This window comes from Variovorax sp. RO1 (assembly GCF_002849325.1).
Lineage (GTDB): Bacteria > Pseudomonadota > Gammaproteobacteria > Burkholderiales > Burkholderiaceae_C > Variovorax.
Window position 1 is genome coordinate 2,076,736 of sequence record NZ_PKMT01000001.1, and the last position, 23,196, is coordinate 2,099,931.

Below are 23,196 nucleotides of genomic sequence, written 5' to 3' on the forward strand. Positions count from 1 at the left end.
CAACCGCGCCGGCCTCCTGCCCGTTCAAAGGCAGGTTCATTCCCTCTGTTTTCATTCCTGACCGTCATGCCTTCGCCGAGAGACATCGCACTCACCGTCCACGAACTGGAAGAAGGGGAGTTCTACTGGGTGCTGATGGAGGCCGTGGACGGCTCGCCCGGCGACTCCACCCACGTGTACGTGCCGCTCGAAGCCGCCCACGAGCCCTACGCCACCTATTCGAACGCGCTGGTGGCCGGCGTGGCGGTGCTGCGGCGGCTGTTCGGGCCCGACGGCAAGCCCGTCTGACGGGGCCCGGAAGGGCGCCGCCGCAGGGCGCTCCCTATAATCCCGGCGGTTGGAAACATTGGTTCACACCGGTGTCGTCCAACACCCCACGGTTCGAAGGTGCCCTGCACGACCAGTCACAGGATTGGCGGCGGGGTTAAACGGGAAGCAGGTGCGAAGCGACGATTTTTTGATCGACGCTTCCATTCCTGCGCTGCCCCCGCAACGGTCAGCGGATATCGACACCCTCAGGCTCATGTGCTTTCTTGCATGGGCAGCCACTGCGCTTCGGCGTGGGAAGGCGAGGGTTTCGGCGTCGAGGTGCATGCACCTTTCGACGCACTCCGCGAGCCCGGATACCGGCCTTCGCAACCGCCTTCGGACGCTGCGGGAGTGCGTGTCCGGGCCTGCCCTTTCCCCTCGCGCGAAACGGCACCGCCCCCAGTCTCTTCTCCCTCTTCGTCCTCGATCGGTCAGGAGCCTGCGGGGACGCAGGCCGGAGGAGAAATCGGATGAATCAGGCATCGCTGCCCTTGCGCGATCGCCCGGGCCTGCCCCTGCAACGGGCACGCCTTTCGGGTCTTTCAGGCATTTCATTGGGGCTCGGCCTCGCATGCGGCCCAGCCCTCGCGCAGTCGGGTGACACCGCAGGCCGGCCCAGCCTCGCGCCCGTGCAGGTCGAAGCCAGCCGCCACACGCCGCTGGCCCTGGACGAGCCCACGCAGACCGGCAGCCGCCTGGGCCTCACGCCGCTCGAAACGCCGGCCAGCATCGAGGTGCTCACCGGCGACACCATCCGCGCGCGCGGCGATGTGTCGGTGGTCGAGGCCGCGAGCCGCGCCACCGGCATCACGGGCTCGCCCGCGCCGGGCAACGGCGGCTCGTCGCTGTCGGCGCGCGGCTTCAACGGCCACGGCTCGGTGATGCAGCTGTACGACGGCACGCGCCTGTACGTGGGCGCGGGCACCGTCACCTTCCCGTTCGACACCTGGTCGACCGACCGCATCGAGGTGCTGCGCGGCGCGGCCTCGGTGATGTTCGGCGAGGGCGCCATCGGCGGCGCGATCAACGTGGTGCCCAAGAAGCCCACGCGCGGCCCGATTCGCAACGAAGCGCTCGTGACCGTGGGCTCCGACGCCACGCGCCAGGTCGCCTTCGGCAGCGGCGGGGCGATCAACGACATGCTCTCGTACCGCTTCGACATCAGCCACCGCAGGACCGACGGCTTCATGTTGCGCGGCGAGGCCGAGAGCCTGGCGGTGGGCGGCGCGGTGCGGCTCGACGTGTCGCCGCAGCTGCAGTTCACGCTCTCGCACGACGAGGGCCGCCAGACGCCGCAGCGCTATTTCGGCGTGCCGCTCATCAACGGCCGCGTGAGCAGCCTGAACCGCGAACAGAACTACAACCTCGACGACGCCGAGGTCAAGTACCGCGACCGCTGGACCCGCCTCGACGCGCAGTGGACGCCCAACGACGCCGTCACCGTGCGCAACCAGCTCTACCGCCTGGACAGCAAACGCCACTGGCGCGACAGCGAAACCTACACCTACAGTGCCACCACCAACCGCGTGACGCGCGGCGACTACCTGGAGATCGGCCACGACCAGGAGCAGATCGGCAACCGCACCGACGCCACCTTCAAGCACGCGCTGTTCGGCCTGAAGAACCAGGTGCTGGTGGGCTTCGATGTGAACCGCATCGACTTCCTGAATTCGAGCGACACGCCCTACGGCGGGCGCTCGGTGGTCGACGCCTTTGTCTTCAACCCCGGCTATTACGTTTCGCCCACGGCCTACCTGCCGCGCTACAAGACGAAGACGAGCACCTACGCCTTCTTCGCCGAAGACAAGCTGGCCTTCAACGAGCAATGGTCGGTGGTCGGCAGCCTGCGCTGGGACCACGCGAAGATCGTGCGCACCGACCCGCAGAACCGCGCCCCGCGCCTGGACAAGACCTTCGAGTACGCCACCGGCCGCCTCGGCGTGGTCTACGCGCCCGACGCCGCGCAGTCGTTCTATGCGCAGGTGGCGCGCGCGGCCGATCCGCTCACCGGGCTCATCAGCACATCGGCCACGCAGGTGCCGTTCGAGCTCAGCACCGGCAAGCAGGTCGAGGTGGGTTACAAGCGCCAACTGGCCGAGGGCCGCGGCGCCTGGAGCGTGGCCGCCTACCGCATCGAGAAGAACAAGCTGCTGTCGCGCGACCCGAACGACCCGACCGTCGTGCAGCAGATCGGCAAGCAGTCGTCCGAAGGCATCGAGGCCACGCTCGACCTCGCACTGACCTCCACGCTGCGCCTCGAAGCCAACGCCGCGCGGCTGCGTGCGCGCTACGACGACTTCAACGAGGCGGTCGGCAAATCGCTGGTCTCGCGCGCAGGCAACACGCCGGCCGGCGTGCCCGAGGTGGCGGCCAACCTGTGGCTGCACTGGCGCTTCATGCCGCAGTGGGAGGCCGAGTTCGGCGTGCGCCACGTCGGCGCGCGGCAGGTCGATGCGGCCAACACGCGCCAGATCGGTTCGTACACCGTGGCCGACGCGGGCGTGAGCTGGCAGGCGAACCCGTCGCTCAAGCTCGCGCTGCGCGCCTTCAACCTGGCCGACCGCAAGTACCCGGTCTCGTTCTCGAACGGCGGCAACCAGTGGTTGCTGGGCCGGCCGCGCTCGTTCGAGCTGTCGGCGCTGGTGAACTTCTGAGCACGGAATCATGAGCACCGCATGGCAACGCGCATGGCCCCCGCTGCGGCGGGCGCTGTACTGGACGCACCGATGGCTGGGCATCGGCGGCTGCCTGCTGTTCGTCATGTGGTTCGTCTCGGGCGTGGTCATGATGTACGTGGGGTACCCGAACCTCACGGACGAAGAACGGCTCGCGGGGCTCGGCCCGGTGCGCTTCGCGCAGGCGGTGGTCACGCCGTCCGCCGCACTTGATGCCTTGCCGCCCGCGGTGCGTGCGCAGCAGCCCATGCGCATGGCGCTCGAAATGCAGGCCGGCGCCGACGCGCAGCCCGTGTGGCGCATCGTCGATGCGCGCGGCGGGCGGCATGCCGTGTCGGCACGCGATGGGCGTGTGCTCGGGCCGGTCGATGCGGCGCAGGCGGAGGCCATCGCCCGTGACTTTGCCGCACAGCCCGGCGCACGCTGGGCCGAGACGCTGGAGCGCGACCAGTGGACCGTGCCGCAGGGCCTGAACCCGCTGCGCCCGCTGCACCGCATCGCAATCGGCGACACGGCGGGCACCGAGCTGTACGTGTCCTCGCGCACCGGCGAGGTGGTGCGCGACACCACGCGCGCCGAGCGCTTCTGGAACTGGCTGGGCGCCGTGCCGCACTGGATCTACTTCACGCCGCTGCGCGCCGACCCGCCGCTGTGGCACGACGTGGTCGTGTGGCTGTCGGCGGCCTGCATCGTCTCGGCCGTGACGGGCATCGTCATCGGCATTCTTCGCATCCGGCTGCGTCGGCGCTTTCGCAATGGCGCGGTCACGCCCTACACCGGCTGGATGGCCTGGCACCACATCGCCGGGCTCATCGGCGGGTTCTTCGTGCTGACCTGGATCGTGAGCGGTTGGCTCTCGATGAACCCCAACGGCTGGTTCCAGCGCGGGCCCGCCGATGCGGCTGCGATGGCGCGCTACACGGGCGCCGGCGCATCGCCGTTCCCTTGGCCGCCAGCGGTGCTGCCGACAGGCGAGGGCGCTGGCGCACCGCGCGAGGCGCTGCTGATGTGGTTCGACGGCAAGCCGCTGCTGCAACTGCGCGACGCGCAGGCCCGCGTGCGCGTGCTGGATGCAGCCAGTGGTGCACCGGCCGCCATCGCCCGCGACGACATCGAACGCGCCGCCGCACGCCTGCGCCCCGGCGCCACCATCACGCAGGCCACTTTGCAGACGCACGAAGATTTCCACTGGTACGGCCACCACCGCACACGCGTGCTGCCCGTGTGGCGGCTCGAGTTCGACGACTCCGCGCGCAGCTGGCTCTACATCGACCCAACGAGCGGCCAGGTGGCCGGCAGCAACGACCGCAACGCGCGGTTGCGCCGCTGGCTCTTCAACGCCGCGCACAGCCTCGACTTTCCCTGGCTCATCCAGTACCGGCCGGCCTGGGATGTCGTGGTGTGGTTCCTGTCGATCATCGGCGTGGTCGCTTCGGCGAGCGGCGTGGTGATCGGCTGGCGGCGGCTGCGGCGCAAGCCACAGCCATCGCCTGTTCAGCGGGGGCTGCAAGGCTCCCGGGTTTCATGACGGGGACTTGCGCAAGCCGGTCCATCCCCCAACAATCAACTTTCGCACTTCGGTGCATTTCAGGAGGTGCGCGATGCACATCGAACCCGGACTCGTCGACGGATCCAAGATCTTCCTCAGCTACGCCACAGGGGCGGCTGCGCTGGCCTACACAGGCAAAGTCGCCTTCGACACCTTGCTGAAGGACGGCCCCATCGGCTTGGCGCTGCGCTCGGTCTTCACCGTGATGCTCGTGTTCTGCTTCTTCGAGCTGTTCCCGCACCATCCCGTGGGCGTGTCCGAGGTGCACCTGATTCTGGGCACCACGCTGATGCTCCTCTTCGGGCTCGCGCCCGCGGCCATTGGCCTGGCGGGCGGGTTGCTCATCCAGAGCCTGTTCTTCGCACCCCCTGACCTGCCGCAGTACGGCATGAACGTCACGACCTTGCTCGTGCCGCTGTTCGCCACCGCCGCGCTGGCCCGCCGCATCATTCCCGCGAACATGGCCTACGTGGACATCAGCTACCAGCAGGCCTTCAAGCTGTCGGTGGCCTACCAGGGCGGCATCGTGGTGTGGGTCGGCTTCTGGGCGCTCTACGGCCGCGGCACCGGCCTCGAGAACATCAGCCAGATCGCCAGCTTCGGCGCGGCCTACATGACCGTCGTGCTGGTCGAGCCGCTGGTCGATCTGGGCGTGCTGGCTGCGGCCAAGGCCTGGCGCCGCCTGCAGGGCACGGCCCTCGTCGAGCGCCGCCTGTACAGCGCCGTCTGATTCGCGCCAATCTGAAGATGGGGCGCCGCTCGCCGGCGCCCGATTCCCTGTGCGCCCTCGGCGCCTGAAAGCACTCACTCCATGACATCCAACAACGCCAAGATCCCCGTCACCATCGTCACGGGCTTCCTCGGCAGCGGCAAGACCACGCTGCTGCGCCACATCCTCGGCAATGCCGAGGGCCGTCGCATCGCGGTGGTGGTCAACGAGTTCGGCGAACTCGGCATCGACGGCGACATCCTGCGTGGATGCGGCATCGGCTGCGACGACGAAGGCAACGAGCGCGAAGGCGCGCTGTACGAGCTGGCCAACGGCTGCGTCTGCTGCACCGTGCAGGAAGAATTTCTGCCCGTGATGCTGCAGCTGGCCGAACGCCGCGGCGACATCGACGCGGTGCTCATCGAGACTTCGGGCCTCGCACTGCCCAAGCCGCTGGTGCAGGCCTTCCAGTGGCCCGACATCGCAAACATCTTCACCGTCGATTCGGTGGTCACCGTGGTCGACGGCCCCGCCGCCGCGTCGGGCCAGTTCGCCGCGAACCCCGCGCAGGTCGACGTGCAGCGCCGCGCCGACCCCAATCTCGACCACGAGTCGCCGCTGCACGAGCTGTTCGAAGACCAGCTCTCGGCCGCCGACCTCGTGGTGCTCAACAAGATCGACCTGATGGACGCTGCCGCGCGCGCGCAGGTCGAGGCGCTGGTGCGCGAAGAGCTGCCGCCCGAAGTGAAGATCGTCGGCGCCACCGAAGGCAGGCTGCCGCTCGCGCTGCTGCTGGGCCAGGGCCGCGCCGCCGAGAGCACCATCCACCTGCGCGAGAGCCACCACGACCACGAGGAAGACCACGACCACGACGAGTTCGACTCGCTCGTGATCGAGCTGCCGCCCGTGGACCGCGACAGCCTCATCGCCGTGCTGACCGCACTGGTCGAGCAGCACACCATCTACCGCGTGAAGGGCTTCGTCGCCGTGCCGAACAAGCCGATGCGCCTGCTGGTGCAAGGCGTGGGCCGCCGCTTCGACCACCACTTCGACCGCCGCTGGCGCGACGGCGAGGCGCAACGCACGCGCCTCGTGTTCATCGGCGAAGACCTCGACGAGGCCGTGCTGCGCAAGGCGCTCGACGAGGTGGGCACGGTCGCTGCCTGAGTGGTGGACCGTCTGACCGCATGCACCTGCTGAGCACCCAGCCCGGACGCTTCGTCGAAGACGATCCGAGCGTCGTCACCCGGCTCGACCAGACGCCGGGCGACATCGTGGTGCTCAGCTCGGCCGACACCACGCTCGCGCTGCTCGCTGCCGCGCGCACGGCGCTGGCGGCCACCGACCCCGGCTACCCGTCGCTGCGGCTAGCCAACCTCATGCACCTGCGCCAGCCCGCGTCGCTCGACCTGTACGTCGACGAGGTGCTGCGGCATGCGCGCGTGGTGGTGGTCGATCACCTGGGGGCTGAATCGGCCTGGGCCTATGGGCTGCAGCAGCTCGAGAAGCTTGCCAAGCGCCAGGGCCAACAGCTCGCGATGTTCTCGGGCGATTTGCAGGAAGACGAAGACTTGCTCGCGCGCGGCACCGTGCCGCGCGGCGTGAGCCGGCAGCTCTGGCAGTACCTGCGCTCGGGCGGCGCGGGCAACGCGGCGCAGTTCCTGCGCGCGATAGCTTTCCACGGACTGAGCCACGGCGAGGCGCCGTTGCCGCCGCGCAGCCTGCCGCAGGTGGCGCTGCATGTGCCGGGCGGCATGGATGCGACGCACACGGTCGCGGGCATCGACGACCTGCGTGCCGGCTGGCATGCCAACGCGCCCGTGGTGGCGCTGGTGTTCTATCGCTCGCACCTGCTCTCGGGCAACACCGAAGCCTTCGATGCGCTGGCCGCCGCGCTGCATGCCGAAGGACTGAACCCGCTGCCCGTGGCGCTTGATTCGCTCAAAGACCCGCTGTGCCTGTCTGCACTGCGCGCGCTGTGCGTCGAGCACGACGTGCAGCTGGTGCTCAACACCACCGCCTTCGCTGCGTTGGGGCAGGGCGCTTCGGACGAGAGCGGCGAACCGATGGCGCTGGCCGGCGACGCGCCCGTGCTGCAGGTGATCGTGAGCGGCGGCAACCGCGAAGACTGGCTTGCTGACAGCCAGGGCCTGCGCCCACGCGACATCGCGATGCAGATTGCGCTGCCCGAGATGGATGGTCGCATCGTCACGCGCGCCGTGAGCTTCAAGGGCCTGTCGCACCGCTGCGAACTCACGCAGACCGAGGTGGTCGGCTATCGGCCCGAGCCCGACCGCATCGCCTTCGTGGCCGAGCTGGCGCGCCGCTGGTGCCGGCTGCGCAGTCTGCGCGCCGACGAGAAGCGCGTCGCGCTGATCCTGGCGAACTACCCCGGCAGCGAAGGTCGCATCGGCAGCGGCGTGGGGCTGGACACGCCGGCCTCGGTCATGGCGATCCTGCGCACGATGCAGGCCGAGGGCTACACGCTCGACGCGCTGCCCGCCGACGGCGACGCGCTGATGCGCACGCTGCAGGAAGGCATCGCCAACGACTCCGCCCAGTGGGCCGCACGGCCCGCGTGGCAGAGCTACGCGCTCGCCGACTACCGCGCCCGCCTCGCGATGCTGCCCGACGGCATGGCCGCGGCCATCGATGCGCAATGGGGCCCGCCCGAGCACGACCCGATGCTGCGCCAGGGCCGCTTCATGATCGCCGGGCTGCGGCTGGGCCGCGTGTTCGTCGGCATCCAGCCCGCGCGCGCCCTCGGGCCGCTCGGCCTGGCCGACTACGCGAGCTACCACGACGCCGAGCTGGTGCCGCCGCACAGCTACCTCGCGTTCTATTTCTGGCTGCGCGATGTGTTCGCCATCGACGCGGTCGTCCACGTCGGCAAGCACGGCAACCTCGAATGGCTGCCGGGCAAGAGCCTCGCGCTGTCGTCCACCTGCTGGCCCGACGCGATCCTCGGGCCGCTGCCCAACGTCTATCCCTTCATCGTCAACGACCCCGGCGAGGGCGCGCAGGCCAAGCGCCGCACGCAGGCCGTGATCGTCGACCACCTGATGCCGCCGCTCACGCGCGCCGAGAACCACGGCCCGCTGCAGGACCTGGAGCGCCAGGTCGACGAGTACTACGACGCGCTGCTGGTCGACGCGCGCCGCGCCAAGGTGCTGCGCGCCCAGATCCTCGCGACCGTGCGCGCGCAGCATCTGGTCGAAGAACTGGGCATGCCGGGCGCGGAAGACGATGCCGTGCTGGCGCGCGTCGATGCGTACTTGTGCGAACTGAAAGAGACCCAGATCCGCGATGGCCTGCATGTGTTCGGCGACTCGCCGCGCGCGCGGCTGCGGCGCGACACGCTGCTCGCGCTCGCGCGCTACCCGGCCGGCGACGGCGCAGGCGAGAACGCCGGGCTGCTCGGCGCGCTCGCAGCCGACCTGTTGCCCGGCGAAGCCTTCGACCCGCTCGACATCGATGCGGCGCGGCCCTGGCAGGGCGCGCGGCCCGCATTGCTGGCGGCTGTGAGCGACGAGGCGTGGCGCCACCAGGGCGACACGCGCGAGCGGCTGGAGCTGCTGGCCCAGCAGCTGCTCGAAGCGGACGCCTGCCCGCCCGGACTGCCGCGCACCGCTGCGGTGATGGGCCGCATCGAACGCCACCTCGCGCCCGCGCTCGATGCGTGTGGTGGAGAAGAACTGCGTCAGCTCTCGCGCGCATTGCAAGGCCGCTTCGTGCCACCGGGCCCGAGCGGTTCGCCCTCGCGCGGCCGGCCCGACGTGCTGCCGACCGGGCGCAACTTCTACGCGGTCGACACGCGCGCCATCCCCACGCCCACGGCCTGGATGCTCGGGCTCAAGTCCGCAGCGCAGCTGGTCGAACGCCACTTGCAGGAGCACGGCGACTACCCGGTCGCGCTGGGCCTGTCGGTCTGGGGCACGGCCACCATGCGCACCGGCGGCGACGATCTGGCGCAGGCCTTCGCGCTCATTGGCGTGCGGCCCAAGTGGGCGCCGGGCAGCCAGCGCGTGGTCGATTTCGAGGTGCTGCCCACGGTCGGCATCGGGCGTCCGCGCATCGATGTCACGCTGCGCATCTCGGGCTTCTTCCGCGATGCCTTTCCCAACGCCGTGCAGATGTTCGACGCCGCCGTGCAGGCCGTGGCCGCGCAGGAAGACGAGGACGCCGAGCGCAACCCGATCCGCGCACGCATCCTGCGCGAGGCGGCGGCACTCGAAGCGCAGGGCGTGGCGCCCGGCGATGCGCGCACGCAGGCCGGCTGGCGCGTGTTCGGTTCCGCGCCCGGCAGCTACGGTTCGGGGCTGCAGCCGCTGTTCGACCACGGCGACTGGCAGACCGACGACGATCTGTCGAAGGCCTATGTCGGCGGCAGCGCCCACGCCTACGGCCAGGGCAGCGACGGCGTGCCCGCGGGCGATGCGCTGGTGCGCCGGCTGCGCACGATGAACGTCGTGCTGCAGAACCAGGACAGCCGCGAGCACGACCTGCTCGACTCCAACGACTACTACCAGTTCCAGGGCGGCATGGCCGCGGCCGTGCGCCACCTGAGCGGGCAGCAGCCCGCGATGTACCACGGCGACCACGGCAACCCGCAGGCGCCGCGCGTGCGCACGCTGAAGGAAGAAATCAGCCGCGTGATCCGTTCGCGCGTGGTCAACCCCAAGTGGATCGACGGCGTGAAGCGCCACGGCTACAAGGGCGCCTTCGAGATGGCCGCCACGGTCGACTACCTGTTCGGCTTCGACGCCACCGCGCGCGTGGTGGGCGACCACCAGTACGCGATGGTGGCCGACGCTTATGTGCTCGACGAGGCCACCCGCGACTTCGTGAACGCGCACAATCCGCGCGCGCTGCAGGACATGCTCAACCGCCTGCTCGAAGCCATGCAGCGCGGCCTCTGGCAGTCGCCCGGCGACTACAAGAACCAATTGGAAAACCTGCTGCTCGGCCACGAGCAGCAGATGGAAGGAAGCCCCCGATGACTACAGCCGCCCCGATGCCGGTGCCGTTCCCTTTTGCCGCGATCGCCGGCCAGCCGCAGCTGCGCCAGGCACTGCTGCTGGCCGCGGTCGATCCCGCGCTGGGCGGCGTGCTCATCGAAGGCCCGCGCGGCACCGCCAAGACCACGGCCGCGCGCGCGCTCGCCGAGCTGTTGCCCGGCGCGCCCTTCGTCACGCTGCCGCTGGGCGCGAGCCTCGAAAGCCTCGTGGGCACGCTCGACCTCGGGCAGGCGCTGGCCGGCCACGAACTCAGGTTCGCGCCGGGCCTGCTGGCGCGCGCGCACGGCGGCGTGCTGTACGTCGATGAAATCAACCTGCTGCCCGACGCGCTCATCGACTCGCTGCTCGACGCGGCGGCCAGCGGCGTCAACGTGGTGGAGCGCGATGGCATCTCGCACCGGCATGCTGCGCGCTTTGTGCTGGTCGGCACGATGAACCCGGAAGAGGGCACCTTGCGCCCGCAGCTGCTCGACCGCTTCGGCCTGTGCGTGCGGCTGCGCAACCTGCAGGACGCGGCCGAGCGCCAGGCCATCGTGCGTGCACGGTTGGCTTTCGATGCAGATCCGCAGGGCTTTCGCGCCGCACACGCGGATGAAGAGGCCGCGCTTGCCGCCGCCCTGGTGCGTGCGCGAAGCCTCGTGTCAGACGCTGCGGCCTTGCCGTATGGCGATGCGGTGCACGAAGCCGTCGGCGCGCTCTGCATCGCAGCCGGCGTGGACGGCCTGCGTGCCGACCTCGTGATGCTGCGCTCCGCACGCGCGCTTGCGGCGTGGGAGGGCGCGGCATTAATCACCGACGACCACGTGCAGCGCGTGGCCGAGGCGGTGCTGTTGCACCGGCGACATCCAGCGGCCGAAGCGGCCGTGGCGCCTCCGATGGCGTCACCCGCTCCTCGTCATAACCCCAGTGACGCGCCCGCGCGCAATGCCGGCGACGGCGACTGGGGCGCCATGCCGCCCGAGCCTGTCGGCATCGAACGGGTGAAGCCGCTGCGTCCGCTGATCTCCACTCAGCAGGCCGTCCCAAAAAAAGCCTGAGCCTCCGGGACGCCGCACCCGCTGGCGCACGCCAGGGTGACCGGAGGCAGGGCACGCAACGGGACGCGTGGCAGGGCGCCGCCGTGCCCGGCACCGCCTTCGACTGGCCGCGCACGCTCATCGCCCGTGGCGCGGACCGGCTGCAGGCCGCGCACCTGCGCCATCGTCCGCAGGAGGCGCGCAGCGGCACGCTGCATTGCTTCCTGCTCGACTGTTCGGCCTCGATGCGCCACGACGGCCAGTTGGCGCGCGCCAAGGGCCAGCTGCTCGCGCTGATGCAGGAGGCCTACCAGCGACGCGACCACGTGGCGCTGCTGTGCTTTGCCGGCGACGTGGTCGAACTGCGCCTGCCGCCACGCCGCGCGAGCGCCTGGAACGACGACTGGGTCGCGCCCATCGCGGCTGGCGGTGGCACGCCGTTGGCGCTGGGCGTGCAACGCGCGCAGCAACTGCTGACGAAGCACGAGACCCGCCAGCGCTGGCTGTGGCTGCTCACGGACGGCCGCAGCAACGAAAGCCCTGCGCGCCCCGCCGCCGCGGACGTCGCCTGCGTGATGGACTTCGAGCGTGCCCGCACGCCGCTGCACCGGGCCCGGCAACTGGCGGCGCAGTGGGACGCGCGCTACCTCAGCGCCTGAAATCACAGGTGCGACCTTGGCCGACCGGAACGGCCGCGATCTGAAGGGGTGAAGGCCTGTTCCGTTGGGGAGTTCAGGTACCGTACGGCATGCGTCCGAAACCCCGTCTCCTGGCCCTTGCGTTGACCCTGGCAATACCCGCCGCCTTTGCACAAGCCGAGCCCTCCGCACAGCCGTTGAATGCCGAAAACTGCATGGCGCAGGAGGCGGTGCTGGAGCGCGACATGGCCCTGGCCCGTTCGCGCGGCCAGATGCTGCGCCGGCGCGAGCTGGCCGACACCCTGAGCGCGCTGCAACTGCGCTGCCAGGCGCTGGCGCCGGTGAGCCGCGAAGTGCGCATCGAAAAGCTGGAACACGAAATCCGCACACTGCGCACCGAGCTCGAACGCGCGGAGGCGCAACTGCGCAGCGTGAAGAGCGAGTCGCCCTGAACCTTGGGGGCTGTCGCCGCTACTTCACCAGGGCAGTTCGCTGAGCGGCCTGCGCGGGTCTGAAACAGCCGGCGCCACATCGGCGGGGGTGGCCGGCCCGTCTTTCTCCGCCACAGCTTCCACCGGCGCCAGCATCGTCCCGCGGCAGCCCGGCGAGCCGCAATGGCAGGGGTACTTCGACGGCGGTGAACCGTCATCCGCCGTCAGCGAGTAGTCGATGAACAGCTCGTCGCCGGCCTCCACCGCCTCCATCGTCTGGAAGCGCAGCACCATCTCGCCCGCCTCGTCGAACTCCTCGACCGCCTCGCAGTTCGGCTCGCACGAATGGTTGAGGTGGCGCGTGGCGTTGCCGCCCTTGGCGCCGTCGATGGTCTCGCCGGTCGTCAGCGTGAACAGGTAGGTCAGCTGGTCGTCCCAGGCCTTGGCGGCGACTTCCTGCTTGGTGTAGCGGCGGCCTTCGTACAGGCCGAGGAAGGCTTCGGCCGGCAGGTCGCGCGTGGCGAAGGCGCCCAGGCCGTGCACGCCGCTGGGGCCCACGCGGATGAACGGGGTGGACGAGGTTCGCTTGTTGGGCTTCATGAACGGGCGGGGCGCGAAGAATCGGAAGAAGAAGATGTGGGCTGCAGTGTCGCGGTCATCTCGATCTGGCGGATGACAAGGGTGGCGCCGCGTGCGACCAGGGCGCGGTGCATCGGGCTGCCTTCGGGCTCGTCGACCAGCCGCCAGCGTGCGCCGGGGCGTGCCTGCGCGAGCGTGTCGAGCAATGCGTGGGCCGAGGCTTCGTCGGGTGCGGCGGCGTCGAGCAGTGCGTGCAGGGGCAGGGCCGGAGGCAGGAGGATGGCGTAGCCGCCCGTCGATGTGCCCAGGGCCACAGCGCCGTCGTGTGCGAGCGCACCCTGAACGGTCGGCCACTCGCGGCGCCAGGTGGGGCGCGAGAGGGCGGTGCAGGCGGCGTGAACGGCGGCGAGCGCGTCGGTGTCGGGCGTCGTCGGGGGCGCAGCATCAGCGGGAGATTCGAAGCTGCCTTCGAGCACTTCGAGCGTGCGGCTTTCAACGAAGCCCGCCTGCCGGTAGAGCTGCCGCGCCGGGTTCTGCTCGATCACTTCGAGCTGCACCTGCGCGATGCCGGCCGCCGACAGGTCGCGCAGCTGCGCCTCGATGAGCTGTTTCGCCAGCCCCCGGCGGCGTTGCGCGCTCGCGATGCCGAAGCCCGCGAGGTACGCACGCGGCCCGCGCCGGCCGACGAGCGAGAGGCCGCAGGCGTCACCATCGACGACGATCACGCGCGAGAGCGCAAGGTCGGCTTCGGCGCGGCGCACATGGCGCTCGAACATCGGGCGATCGAACGCGATCGGCACGAAGTAGTCCTCGTAGGCGCGATTCCAGAGAGCAGTGAGTTCGTCGGTGCCGAAGTTGGCAGCGGGAACGATGTCGAAGTTCATGGGGAGAGAGTCAGTTGCGCGGCGCATCCAGCGACGCAAGGCAATTCACGATGGCGTCGGCCGCCTCGTCGAGCCGGGGGCCGGGCCGCATCATCAGGTCGAAGCGCGCGGAGGCAAAGCTGCAGACGCGCCCGCGCTGGATGGCCGACATGGCCGACCAGCCGGGCCGCGAAGCCATGGCCGAGATTTCGCCGAGGGCCGAGACCATCAGCACGTCGGGGTTGGCGCGCACCACGAACTCGGGGTTCATCTTGGGGAAGGGGCCGAGCGAGCCCGGCACCGCGTTGGCCAGGCCCAGGCGCGCCAGGGTCTCGCCGATGAAGGAGCTTTCGCTCGCCGCCGCCACGCCGCCGTGCACCTCGAAGTACACGCGCCGCCCCTGCCAGTTCAGCGGCACGCGGGCACGCGCTGCATTCAGCCGCGCATCGAGGGTGCGCCAGAAGGCCTCGCCCGCGCCCGGCTTGCCGGTGGCGCGGGCCACGGTTTCCATCACGCGGCGCATGTCGGCATGGGTCTTGGCATCGAGCGCCAGCACCTTGATGCCCAGGCGCTCCAGCGTCTCGGCGGCGCGGCTGCGCGGTCGCAGCAGCACCAGGTCGGGCTTGAGCGCGACGATGCGCTCGATGTTCGCGTCATCCATGCCACCCACCTGCGGCAGGCCCTTCACCGCCGCCGGCCAGTTGGCGTGGCGGTCGATGCCCACGAGCCGGTCGCAGGCGTCGAGCGCGCAGACCGTCTCGGTGAGCGAGGGCATCAGCGAGACGATGCGTTTGGCGGGCGCCTGCAGCTCGAGCACGCGGCCGCGGTCGTCTTCCAGGCGGATGGTGCCCGCATGCGCCGCCGGGCCGAGGCCCAGTGCCACGAAGGCCGCGGCCCGGGCGATGTGGCGGACGGCGGTGGAAGCAAAAGGTGGGCGCAGGGGCAGGGCGTTGGAAGTCATCGGAGCGGGGTGCTAGTCCCCGCTATTGTCGCGGCGCTTGCATCCGCAGCTGGCGCGCCGCTTCTTCCGAGCGCGCGTCGTCCACTTCGCGCAGCACGTTGCTGAGGTCGACCGGGCCGGTCTCGCGCACGAAGGTGCCCGTGAGCTCGGTTTCGGGGCGCAGCAGGCCGCGCTCGTAGAGCTGCCAGATCTCGTCGCCGTAGTGCGTCTTCAGCAGCGCAGGCGCGTACTGCCCGAAGAAGTTGCGCAGGTTCTCCACATCGCGCAGCAGCATGCGCTTGGCGTGGTTGTTGCCAGCTGCGTCGACCGCTTGCGGCAGGTCGATGATGACCGGGCCGTCTTCGGCCAGCAGCACGTTGAACTCCGACAGGTCGCCGTGCACGATGCCCGCGCAGAGCATGCGCATCACTTCCTTCAGCAGACTGGCGTGGTGCAGCAGCGCGTCTTCGGGGGAGAAGGCCACGTCGTTCAGGCGCGGGGCGGCGTCGCCGTGGGCGTCGGTCACCAGGTCCATGAGCAGCACGCCTTCGAGAAAGTTGTGCGGCGTGGGCACGCGCACGCCGGCCGCGGCCAGGCGGTAGAGCGCATCGACCTCGGCGCTCTGCCAGATGGCCTCGGTGACCTGGCGGCCGAATTTCGTGCCCTTGGCCATGGCGCGCGCCTCGCGCGTGTTCTTGACGCGGCGGTTCTCGGTGTAGTCGACAGCCTGGCGGAAGCTGCGCTTGTCGGCTTCCTTGTAGATCTTGGCGCAGCGCGTTTCTTCGCCGCAGCGCACGACGTAGACCATGGCTTCCTTGCCGCTCATGAGCTGGCGCACGACGCTGTCGATCAGGCCCTCGTCAACGAGTGATTGCAGTCTGGGGGGTGTCTTCATGCGTGCGCCTCCGGCACAGCCAGGGGGTGGGTCGAGAGGAAGGCCCTCAGGCTTTCCGTGCCGATCTGGTAGACCCCATCATGCCTGTGCGCGGCAAAGCCGAGCTGGCGGTTGATGGCGAGCATGGGGGCATTGACCTCGGCGTTGTGGGTGACGGCCATCACCACCTCGGGATGCCGCTCGCGCACGAGCTGCAGCATGATGGCCTTCACCCCCTTGGCCAGTCCCTTGCCGCGCCAGGCGCGCGCCACGCCCGTGAGGCGCTGGAACATGCGGTCGGGGTACAGCTGGCTCCAGCTGGCATCGCACACCGCGGCCACCTCGTCGTTGGCGTCGCGCAGCAGCACAAGAAAGTGCTCTCCGCCGGAGCGATCGAGTTCTGCGTACCAGGCATGGAAGCCCTCGAGCTCGAAGCGCAGGGGCGCGCGTTCGAGCGCGCTGGTGGGTGCGTCTTCGAGCAGCGCGGAGAGCGGCGCCATGAGCGTGGGCAGTCGATCGAAGGGCACGCGGCCTGCGTGGATCTCGAGGCGCAGTCCACGTTCGGGCGCGAGGGCGTCGGCGCGCCAGCGGGCGAGTGCGGCTTCGTCGAGGGTGGCGAAGGCCATGCGGTTCTCGATGCTGCGGTGCTTCTCGGTCGCGCCGATGGCCGCGAGAAACGCCCGGCCTTCCGGCTGGTGGGCCCTGAAGGTCGCGGTGGTCGGGCCGCGGGCTTCCATCAGCGCCAGCAGCCGGTGCAGCAAGGTGCTGGCCACGCCCTGGCGCTGGTGCGATCGCAGCACGCCGCCCCACACGTCGATGAAAGGCGCGAAGGCCGCGTAGTCGGGCGAGCCTTCGCGGCGCACGCCCATGTTGAGGCTGCCGACGATGCGGCCCTGCGCGTCCCGCGCGAAGGCGCGGTGCACCACATACAGCGGCGTGTGCTGTTGCACGTTCTGCTGGGTGTGGGCGTCGTCGGGCTGAGGTTCGCCCGGAAAGTCTTCGTCGTGGCGCTGGCGCCAGTAGGCCAGCGCCTGCGACCATTCTTCAGCGGACGCCCGCTGCGGATCGAAAGGAGAAGTCACGAACTGCCGCGCATCGGCGGCACGGGTTTCAAGCATGGTGAGCCTTGATTCGAAAAGGGAACGGACCGCACGCGGCACATAGGTGCCGGCGTGGCGTTGTCTGAATCGGACGGCGTATCGCGGCAGAACACCGCGAGGGTCGAACGGGCTGGCTGGTTGTGCCTTCAGCGGCACCGGGTGCGCGGGGAGCGCGTCAGCAGCAGTTCGGATGCGACCCGACAAACCGTACGTGGGAGGGAGAGTGAATAGCAGTGTCTTCCATCGCGCACCTCCAGTCCGGTTTGTTGATCGAGGCGTCGAATGTAGCGAGGTTCGCGCGGTCTGTGAAGTGCAAAGCGCCTGCGGCAGAATCCAAAAACCAACAGGGGATGCCATGAATCCGAAGAAGATCTTCGACGCGGCGCGCGAGGCCGATGTCGACACGGTGCGCGCCTGCATCGAAGCCGGGGCCGACCTGGCCGCCGTGAACAAGCAAGGCTTCACCGCGCTGCAGTGCGCCGCGATGGGCACGAACGAGGCCGAGCTCGAGCCGATCCTTGCCGTGCTGCGACTGCTGCTCGACGCCGGCAGCCCGCTCGAGTACATCGGCACCGACGGCCGCACCGCGCTGTACCTCACGGCCGAGTTCTCGCCGACCACGGAGCCGGTGCAACTGCTCATCGATGCGGGCGCCAACCCCGATGTGCGCGACAGCCACGGCAACCACATCACGGAGAACGCGATGGAGGAAGAGGTGGCCGAGCTGCTGTCGCGCATCACCGGCCATGCGCTGCCCGAACCACCGCCACCCGAGCCCGACCCGGTGAAGATGAGCACCGCGCAATGGCGTGCCGCCGAGGCGCGCATCGCCGAGGTGTTCGCTGCGCTGACGCAGGCAGGCCTGGTCGCGCTGCAGGACGCGGGCGACACGCAGTCCGATGGCTTCTCCGATTGTTCGGAAGCGTTCCGCGAACGCGGCGGTAAGAAGGCCGGCGTGCACGGCTTCTGCTTCTACACGCGGCAGGACCAGAACCGCGCCAAGCGCACCAGCCAGCTCTCGCTCGCGTTCTGGGGCGCGCCCGAGGGCGGCGATGCCGACATGCAGCGCGTCGGTGAGCTCGTCGTCGGTCAGTTCCGCAGCGCGGGCTTCGAGGTGCGCTGGAACGGCGTGTCGTCGATGCGGCCTGAAGTCGATCTGCGCGCCTGAGCCTCAGCCCAACGCCGTGCGCAACTGCGTGGCGAGCTGCCGCGCCTGGGTCGGCGAAGCGACGTTGGTGAAGCCCATCAGCAGTCCTTGGCCTTCGAAGGCGGCGGTGCCTCGGGCCGACAGAGCCTGGCAGTTCAGCCCGGCCCCCTGCGCACGGCGCGCGAGCACCAGATCGCTCTCACTGCGCGCGTCGAAGCGCGCAATCAGATGCATGCCACCAGCTTGCAGATCGATGCGTACGCCGTCGCCGAAGGCGTTCTGCAACGCCTCGACCAGCAGGGCGCGGCGGCGTGCATAGAGCAGCCGCATCTTCTTCAGGTGGCGCGAGAAATGGCCGTCGCGCATGAAGTCGGCCACCGTGGCCTGCGTGATCTGCGGGCAGCCGTTGGACGCGATGCGCGCCGCCTCTTCGAAGCGCGCACGCAGCGATTCGGGCACCACCAGGTAGCCCAGCGCCAGCCCCGGAAAGAGCACCTTCGAGAAGCTGCCCGCGTACAGCACGCGGTCGTGCCCGTCGAGGCTCTTGAGCGCGCGCAGCGGCGCGCCGGCGTAGCGGTACTCGCCGTCGTAGTCGTCCTCGACGATCCAGGCCTTGGCGCGCGAGGCCCATTCGAGCAGCTGCAGCCGGCGCGCCAGCGACATCGACACGCCCAGCGGCGCTTGGTGCGAAGGCGTGACGATCGCCATGCGCGCCTTCGGCGAGCGGCGAATGCCCCGCGCGACGACCAGGCCTTCGTCGTCCACCGGCAATGGCACCACGCGGTGGCCGGCGCTGCGCAGCACGTCGTGCGTGGGGGCGAAGCCCGGGTCTTCGGTCCACACGCGGTCGTCCTTCGCCAGCAGCGTGCGCGCCATGAGCGCGAGCGATGCGCGGTAGCCGCCGGTGACGAAGACCTGCGCGGGCTGGCAGGCCACGCCGCGCGACACCAGCAGGTAGGCCGCGATGGCCTCGCGCAGCGGCGCGTAACCTGCGGGGTCGCCATAGAACAGGTCGGCCGCACCCATGGCGCGTGCGCGGCGGGCGACCAGGCGCGCCCAGAGCTTGCGCGGAAAGGCATCGAGTGCCGGGAGGCCGAGTTGCAGCGGTGGCGGGGCGATGGGGCCGGCCAGCGCAGGCGCCTCTGCGACGGGGCGTGTACCGGCACGCACCGGCCGCTGCGCCGGCAGCGACGGCGACACCACCGTGCCCGCCTGCCCCTGCGCAGAAAAATAGCCTTCGCCCGCGAGCTGGCTGTAGGCCGCCTCGACCGTGCCGCGCGCCACGCCCAGCTCGCCCGCCAGGCTGCGCGCCGACGCCACGCGGTCGCCGGGGCGAAGCACGCCGCGCTCGATCGCCGTGCGAAAGCGCTCGTAGACCTGGCGGTGCAGCGGGGTCGACGTCGAGCGGTCGACGCCTGGGAGGGCGTTGCTTGGCGGGTTGCTCATGGACCAGTCATTTTGACGATTCTTGGTTCTTTCGTCTGGGGCATCGAAATCCTAAGCTCGTGGCTTCGAACAGCCAGCAGGAAAGAAGGACACGCAATGGGCGAAAAGGTATTCGTGGCGGGCGCGACCGGGGCCGTGGGCACCGCGCTGATCCCGCTGTTGGTCGAGGCCGGCCACGCGGTGTACGGCGGCACCCGCCGTGCCGATCGTGCGGCGGCGCTGGAGGCACGCGGCGTCACGCCGGTCGTCGTCGACGTGTTCGACGCGCAGGCCTTGCGCGACGCGCTGGTGCGCATCGCGCCGACGGTGGTCATTCACCAGCTCACCGATCTGCCGCAGGACCTGAACCCGGCGCTCATGGCCGAGGCGGTGGTGCGCAATGCGCGTGTGCGCATCGAGGGCACGCGGCACCTCGTGGCGGCGGCGCTGGCGGCTGGTGCCCAGCAGATGATTGCGCAGAGCATCGCCTGGGCCTATGCGCCCGGACCGACGCCGCACACCGAAGGCGATCCGCTCGACCTCGGGGCCGAAGGCGGTCGCCGCATCAGCATCGACGGCGTGCTGGCGCTGGAGCGCAGCGTGCGCGGCGCTGTCGGCCTCACGGGCACGGTGCTGCGTTACGGGCAGCTGTATGGGCCCGGCACGTCGAATGCGGCACCCAAGGGCGCGAGCCCGGTGCATGTCGAAGCTGCGGCCTGGGCGGCATTGCTCGCGATGCGGCATGCGCGTGGCGGCATCTTCAACATCGCGGAAGACAGCGTCGAGGTCAGCAGCGAGAAGGCACAGCGTGAGCTGGGCTGGCATGCGGCACTGCGGCGGTCGCAGGAGGTCGTGTCATGAAGGCCGCACGCTGGCATCGCACGCCGTCGATCGGCGCGGGCCTTGCGGGGCTGTCGCTGGTGCTTGCCGCCGGCTGGGCGCTGATGCCGCGCACCGGCCAGCAGGAGGCCGTGCAGTGGTTCGCCGATGTGTGCAGCTCGGTGGGTCGGCCGATGTTCGCGTCCGCCCCGGTGCCCGCGGGCTCGGAAGCGACGGCTCGGCCGGCGACGCAGGTCAAGGTGCTGTCGTGCGAGGCGCTGCCGCATGTACCTGGCAAGTCGGTGACGACGGTGCTCGTCGACTTTCCGCCGCTGGCCTATTCGCCCGCGCACCGGCACCCGGGTTCGGTGACCGCGATCATTCTCGAAGGCACCATCCGCTCGCAACTGGGCGGCGGCCCCGTAGGCACCTTCAAGAGTGGTGAGACCTTCTTCGAGCCGCCCAACACCCTGCACGTGTTCGCGGAGAACCCCGACCCGGTGAAGCCCGCGAAGCTCATGGCTGTGTTCGTCACCGACACCAACTGCGGGCCGCTGCTGCTGCCGCCCTGATCGGCCCCCGCTCGCGCAAGGGCTCCGGCGTCTGCCACGCCGCGCGCGATTAGAGTCCGGCGATGACTCTGACCTATGCATACCTCGCTGTCGCGATCGTCGTCGAAGTGCTCGCGACCAGCTTCCTCAAGGCCTCGGACAGCTTCACCAAGCTCTGGCCCAGCGTGGCCACGGTGGTGGGCTACGCGGTGTCGTTCTACTTTCTCTCGCTCGCGCTGCGCGTGCTGCCCACCGGCATCGCCTACGCGATCTGGTCGGGCGTGGGCATCGTGCTGATCTCGGTGGTGAGCTGGCTCTGGTTCGGCCAGACGCTCGACGCGCCGGCCATCGTTGGGCTCGGGCTGATCATCGCGGGCGTGGTGGTGGTCAACGTGTTCTCGAAGTCGGTGGGGCACTGACCTGGGGGTGACGCCCCCGGCGCGCCGCATTGTTTCCGTTTCGGGAACGCCGCGGTTCTTTTTGTCGCGGGCTTTTACCTAGATCCCGCTGCACAATTCATCTCACGGACCGGCCCCCAGCTGATCCGGATGGACAGGCCCCGAGCGAGTTGGCCGCCCTTCGAGAAGAGGGACGGTGACCCACCCAAGACCGGTTCAACCCCTCCAAGTCAAACACTTGAACCACTGAACTGAATTGAAGAAGGAAACCGACATGACCACCTCCAAGCTCCTCTCCGCCGTTGCTGTTGCCCTGATGGCCGTTGCCGGCGCCGCCCACGCTGAAACCTACGAAGGCGTGCATCGCCTGACCTCGGCCGCCAGCCGCGCCGATGTCGCCGCAGAAGCCGTGGTGGCCGCACGCAGCGCCAACCCCTACGCCACCGGCGCAGAGGCAGGCCCCGCCCAGGTGTTCGTCTCGACCGTGAGCCGCGACGCCGTCCGCGCCCAGGCCGTGGTGGCTGCTCGCAGCGAGAACCCCTACAGCGAAGCCGTGACCTCCCGCGTGGCCCCGGTGCTGGCCAGCGGCCTGGACCGCGCCTCGGTGCGTGCCGAAGCCCGCGCCGCCGCACGCGGTGACGCACTGCCGCTGTAATTGATTGGTATCAGGCACGCGCACCTTGCCTCATGGCGAGGTGTCAGCAGACCAGCGAAAGAAAAACCGGCCTTGCGCAAGCAAGGGCCGGTTTTTTCACGAACGGGGTGAAGCCGTCGTCAGAAGCAGCGTTCTTCGATCGTGCCCACGCGGTCCGGATAGAAGGCCACGTAGTCCTTGATCGGCGCGACCGAGTCGTAGGGCGACTCGTAGGTCCACACGGCATTCACCGAGCGTTCGCCGCCGGCCGGAATGCTGTAGTAGGCGCACTCGCCCTTGTACGGGCAGTAGGTCGCGTGCGCGGTGCGCTCCAGCAGCGACATGCGCACGTCCTTGCGCGGGAGGTAGTGCACCGTGCCGAAATGCGACTCGCGCAATGTCAGCGCTTCACGCGAGCTGGCAATGACATGGCCTCCCACCGACACCACCACGCGCATCGGATTCGGCGTGATGGTGATCGCATGGTCGGGGCCCGGAATCTTGACGGTGCGTTCTGGCGTGGCGAACATGGACAAGCTCCTTCGGACGAATCGGCGGATGCGCATCTTGCTGCGTTGTCGCGACGATTTGAAGTCTCCCGCGAATCCACCTGTTCCCGGCGTGGTTAAAGGCTGTTGGATTCGAAAACCAAAGTTTCAGATTCGCTGCTTTTGCGGTGTACCCCGAAGCCCGCGCGTCCCGGCGCGATGTGTTCGCGCAGCGTGAGCGCGGGAATTTCGTAGTCGCCGCCGTTCTGTGGGCGGAACGGAATCGGGTCGGCGGTCCACAGCGTATCGAGCCGCTCGCCCAGCTCGCCGGTGATGCGCTCATAGGCTGCGGCATCGACCTTGTCCGTGCGGTGCACCACGAAGGGCGGCAGCACGTCGAAGCCCGGGTAGTAGAGGATGCCGTGGTGAATGGGGAACAGCAGCTCGTCCATCGGCCCGTTGATGCCGCGGGGGGTGTAGTGCGAGGCCCAGCCGCCGGTCGTTACCACGAGCATCGCGCGCTTGCCGGCCAGTGTGCCTTCGCCGAAGCGGTCGCCCCAGTGTGTGTCGGAATGTTCGCCCACGCCGTAGGCAAAACCATAGGCGTAGATGCGCTCGATCCAGCCCTTGAGGATGGCGGGCATCGAGTACCACCACAGCGGGAACTGCAGGATCACCGTGTCGGCCCACAGCAGCTTCTCTTGTTCTGCGGCGATGTCCGCAGTCTGCGTGCCGCCCTCGAAGGCATGCAGCGAATCGCGCACGGGGTCGAAGGGCGCGGCGGTGTCGCGGGCCGGAAAGTCGTCGGCGTCGAGTGCGGGCTTCCAGCGCATCGCGTACAGGTCGGACACGCGCACGGAGTGGCCAGCGCTCGTGAGGCGTTCGACCATGAAGCGATGGAGCGAGCCGTTCAGCGAGGCGGCTTCGGGATGGGCAAGGACCAGCAGGATGTTCACGGTGTCAGGGAGGTTGAGTGAAGATGTCCTCAGGTTAGGTAGTGGCGCGCTATATTGGAAATGAATAGTTTGAATGC

General features: G+C 69.5%; 22 protein-coding genes and 1 riboswitch. Of the genes, 14 read left to right on the forward strand and 8 right to left on the reverse strand.

Going from position 1 to position 23,196, the window contains the following annotated elements; genetic code table 11:
* Positions 1-66 precede the first annotated feature (66 nt).
* The 9 genes from CY658_RS09925 to CY658_RS09965 all read left to right on the forward strand — a co-directional run bounded on the left by CY658_RS09925 (position 67) and on the right by CY658_RS09965 (position 12,366).
* The gene (locus tag CY658_RS09925) at positions 67-288 is read left to right on the forward strand and encodes a hypothetical protein (RefSeq protein WP_062480886.1); all 222 of its coding nucleotides are present in this window, start codon (positions 67-69) and stop codon (positions 286-288) included.
* Between the two features lie 81 nt (positions 289-369).
* Positions 370-649, forward strand: a riboswitch (cobalamin riboswitch).
* A gap of 130 nt (positions 650-779) precedes the next feature.
* Positions 780-2,963 (forward strand): TonB-dependent receptor, encoded by a 2,184-nt coding sequence (locus CY658_RS09930; RefSeq protein ID WP_101489939.1) that lies wholly within the window; start codon positions 780-782, stop codon positions 2,961-2,963.
* 10 nt (positions 2,964-2,973) lie between these two features.
* Positions 2,974-4,512, forward strand: a complete 1,539-nt coding sequence (locus CY658_RS09935) for a PepSY domain-containing protein (RefSeq protein WP_101489940.1) — start codon at positions 2,974-2,976, stop codon at positions 4,510-4,512.
* Positions 4,513-4,585: 73 nt separating this feature from the next.
* On the forward strand, positions 4,586-5,263 hold the full coding sequence (locus tag CY658_RS09940; protein ID WP_101489941.1) for an energy-coupling factor ABC transporter permease: 678 nt from the start codon (positions 4,586-4,588) through the stop codon (positions 5,261-5,263).
* An 81-nt stretch (positions 5,264-5,344) separates the two neighbouring features.
* The gene (cobW, locus tag CY658_RS09945) at positions 5,345-6,409 is read left to right on the forward strand and encodes a cobalamin biosynthesis protein CobW (protein ID WP_101489942.1); all 1,065 of its coding nucleotides are present in this window, start codon (positions 5,345-5,347) and stop codon (positions 6,407-6,409) included.
* 20 nt (positions 6,410-6,429) lie between these two features.
* Positions 6,430-10,242: a cobaltochelatase subunit CobN gene (cobN, locus tag CY658_RS09950; RefSeq protein WP_101489943.1), complete on the forward strand. Its 3,813-nt coding sequence runs from the start codon at positions 6,430-6,432 to the stop codon at positions 10,240-10,242.
* Positions 10,239-11,297, forward strand: a complete 1,059-nt coding sequence (locus CY658_RS09955) for an ATP-binding protein (protein ID WP_101489944.1) — start codon at positions 10,239-10,241, stop codon at positions 11,295-11,297. The genes cobN and CY658_RS09955 overlap by 4 nt, the downstream gene beginning before the upstream one ends.
* Positions 11,298-11,380: 83 nt before the next feature.
* Positions 11,381-11,935 (forward strand): vWA domain-containing protein, encoded by a 555-nt coding sequence (locus tag CY658_RS09960; RefSeq protein ID WP_101489945.1) that lies wholly within the window; start codon positions 11,381-11,383, stop codon positions 11,933-11,935.
* A gap of 122 nt (positions 11,936-12,057) precedes the next feature.
* Entirely contained in the window at positions 12,058-12,366 is a 309-nt protein-coding gene (locus tag CY658_RS09965) for a DUF1090 family protein (RefSeq protein WP_257884804.1), read from the forward strand.
* 24 nt (positions 12,367-12,390) lie between these two features.
* Here the strand turns inward: CY658_RS09965 and CY658_RS09970 are convergent, their stop codons facing one another.
* From CY658_RS09970 to CY658_RS09990, 5 genes are read right to left on the reverse strand one after another with little or no spacing between them, the layout of a single operon-like run.
* A complete protein-coding gene (locus CY658_RS09970) occupies positions 12,391-12,945 on the reverse strand; it encodes an SET domain-containing protein (protein ID WP_101489947.1) in 555 nt (184 codons plus the stop codon).
* Positions 12,942-13,808, reverse strand: coding sequence for a GNAT family N-acetyltransferase (locus CY658_RS09975; protein WP_180838907.1), 867 nt, complete (start codon positions 13,806-13,808; stop codon positions 12,942-12,944). The genes CY658_RS09970 and CY658_RS09975 overlap by 4 nt, the downstream gene beginning before the upstream one ends.
* A 10-nt stretch (positions 13,809-13,818) precedes the next feature.
* On the reverse strand, positions 13,819-14,748 hold the full coding sequence (locus CY658_RS09980) for an ABC transporter substrate-binding protein (RefSeq protein WP_101489949.1): 930 nt from the start codon (positions 14,746-14,748) through the stop codon (positions 13,819-13,821).
* A gap of 22 nt (positions 14,749-14,770) precedes the next feature.
* Positions 14,771-15,622, reverse strand: coding sequence for a PA4780 family RIO1-like protein kinase (locus tag CY658_RS09985; protein WP_101489950.1), 852 nt, complete (start codon positions 15,620-15,622; stop codon positions 14,771-14,773).
* Positions 15,619-16,719 (reverse strand): N-acetyltransferase, encoded by a 1,101-nt coding sequence (locus CY658_RS09990; protein ID WP_101489951.1) that lies wholly within the window; start codon positions 16,717-16,719, stop codon positions 15,619-15,621. Before CY658_RS09990 ends, CY658_RS09985 begins: the two co-directional genes overlap by 4 nt.
* Positions 16,720-17,056: 337 nt before the next feature.
* On the opposite strand from CY658_RS09990, the gene CY658_RS09995 reads away from it, so the two are divergent.
* Positions 17,057-17,869 carry an ankyrin repeat domain-containing protein gene (locus CY658_RS09995; protein WP_101489952.1) on the forward strand — a complete coding sequence of 271 codons (813 nt, stop codon included), beginning with the start codon at positions 17,057-17,059 and terminating at the stop codon, positions 17,867-17,869.
* A gap of 3 nt (positions 17,870-17,872) precedes the next feature.
* Here the strand turns inward: CY658_RS09995 and pdxR are convergent, their stop codons facing one another.
* Complete coding sequence (gene pdxR / locus CY658_RS10000; RefSeq protein WP_101489953.1) at positions 17,873-19,294, reverse strand: MocR-like pyridoxine biosynthesis transcription factor PdxR; 1,422 nt, start codon at positions 19,292-19,294, stop codon at positions 17,873-17,875.
* A gap of 96 nt (positions 19,295-19,390) precedes the next feature.
* Between pdxR and CY658_RS10005 the strand changes: the two genes are divergently transcribed.
* The 4 genes from CY658_RS10005 (at position 19,391) to CY658_RS10020 (ending at position 21,696) form a co-directional block, all read left to right on the forward strand.
* Entirely contained in the window at positions 19,391-20,134 is a 744-nt protein-coding gene (locus CY658_RS10005; RefSeq protein WP_101489954.1) for an NAD-dependent epimerase/dehydratase family protein, read from the forward strand.
* Entirely contained in the window at positions 20,131-20,664 is a 534-nt protein-coding gene (locus CY658_RS10010) for a cupin domain-containing protein (RefSeq protein ID WP_101489955.1), read from the forward strand. Before CY658_RS10005 ends, CY658_RS10010 begins: the two co-directional genes overlap by 4 nt.
* Before the next feature lie 62 nt (positions 20,665-20,726).
* Entirely contained in the window at positions 20,727-21,062 is a 336-nt protein-coding gene (locus tag CY658_RS10015) for an SMR family transporter (RefSeq protein WP_101489956.1), read from the forward strand.
* A gap of 253 nt (positions 21,063-21,315) precedes the next feature.
* Positions 21,316-21,696, forward strand: a complete 381-nt coding sequence (locus tag CY658_RS10020; RefSeq protein ID WP_101490312.1) for a helicase SNF2 — start codon at positions 21,316-21,318, stop codon at positions 21,694-21,696.
* 119 nt (positions 21,697-21,815) lie between these two features.
* On the opposite strand, the gene CY658_RS10025 is transcribed toward CY658_RS10020, so the two are convergent.
* Positions 21,816-22,205, reverse strand: coding sequence for a DUF427 domain-containing protein (locus CY658_RS10025; RefSeq protein ID WP_101489957.1), 390 nt, complete (start codon positions 22,203-22,205; stop codon positions 21,816-21,818).
* Between the two features lie 95 nt (positions 22,206-22,300).
* Complete coding sequence (locus tag CY658_RS10030; protein ID WP_101489958.1) at positions 22,301-23,119, reverse strand: NAD(P)H-dependent oxidoreductase; 819 nt, start codon at positions 23,117-23,119, stop codon at positions 22,301-22,303.
* Positions 23,120-23,196: the final 77 nt, after the last annotated feature.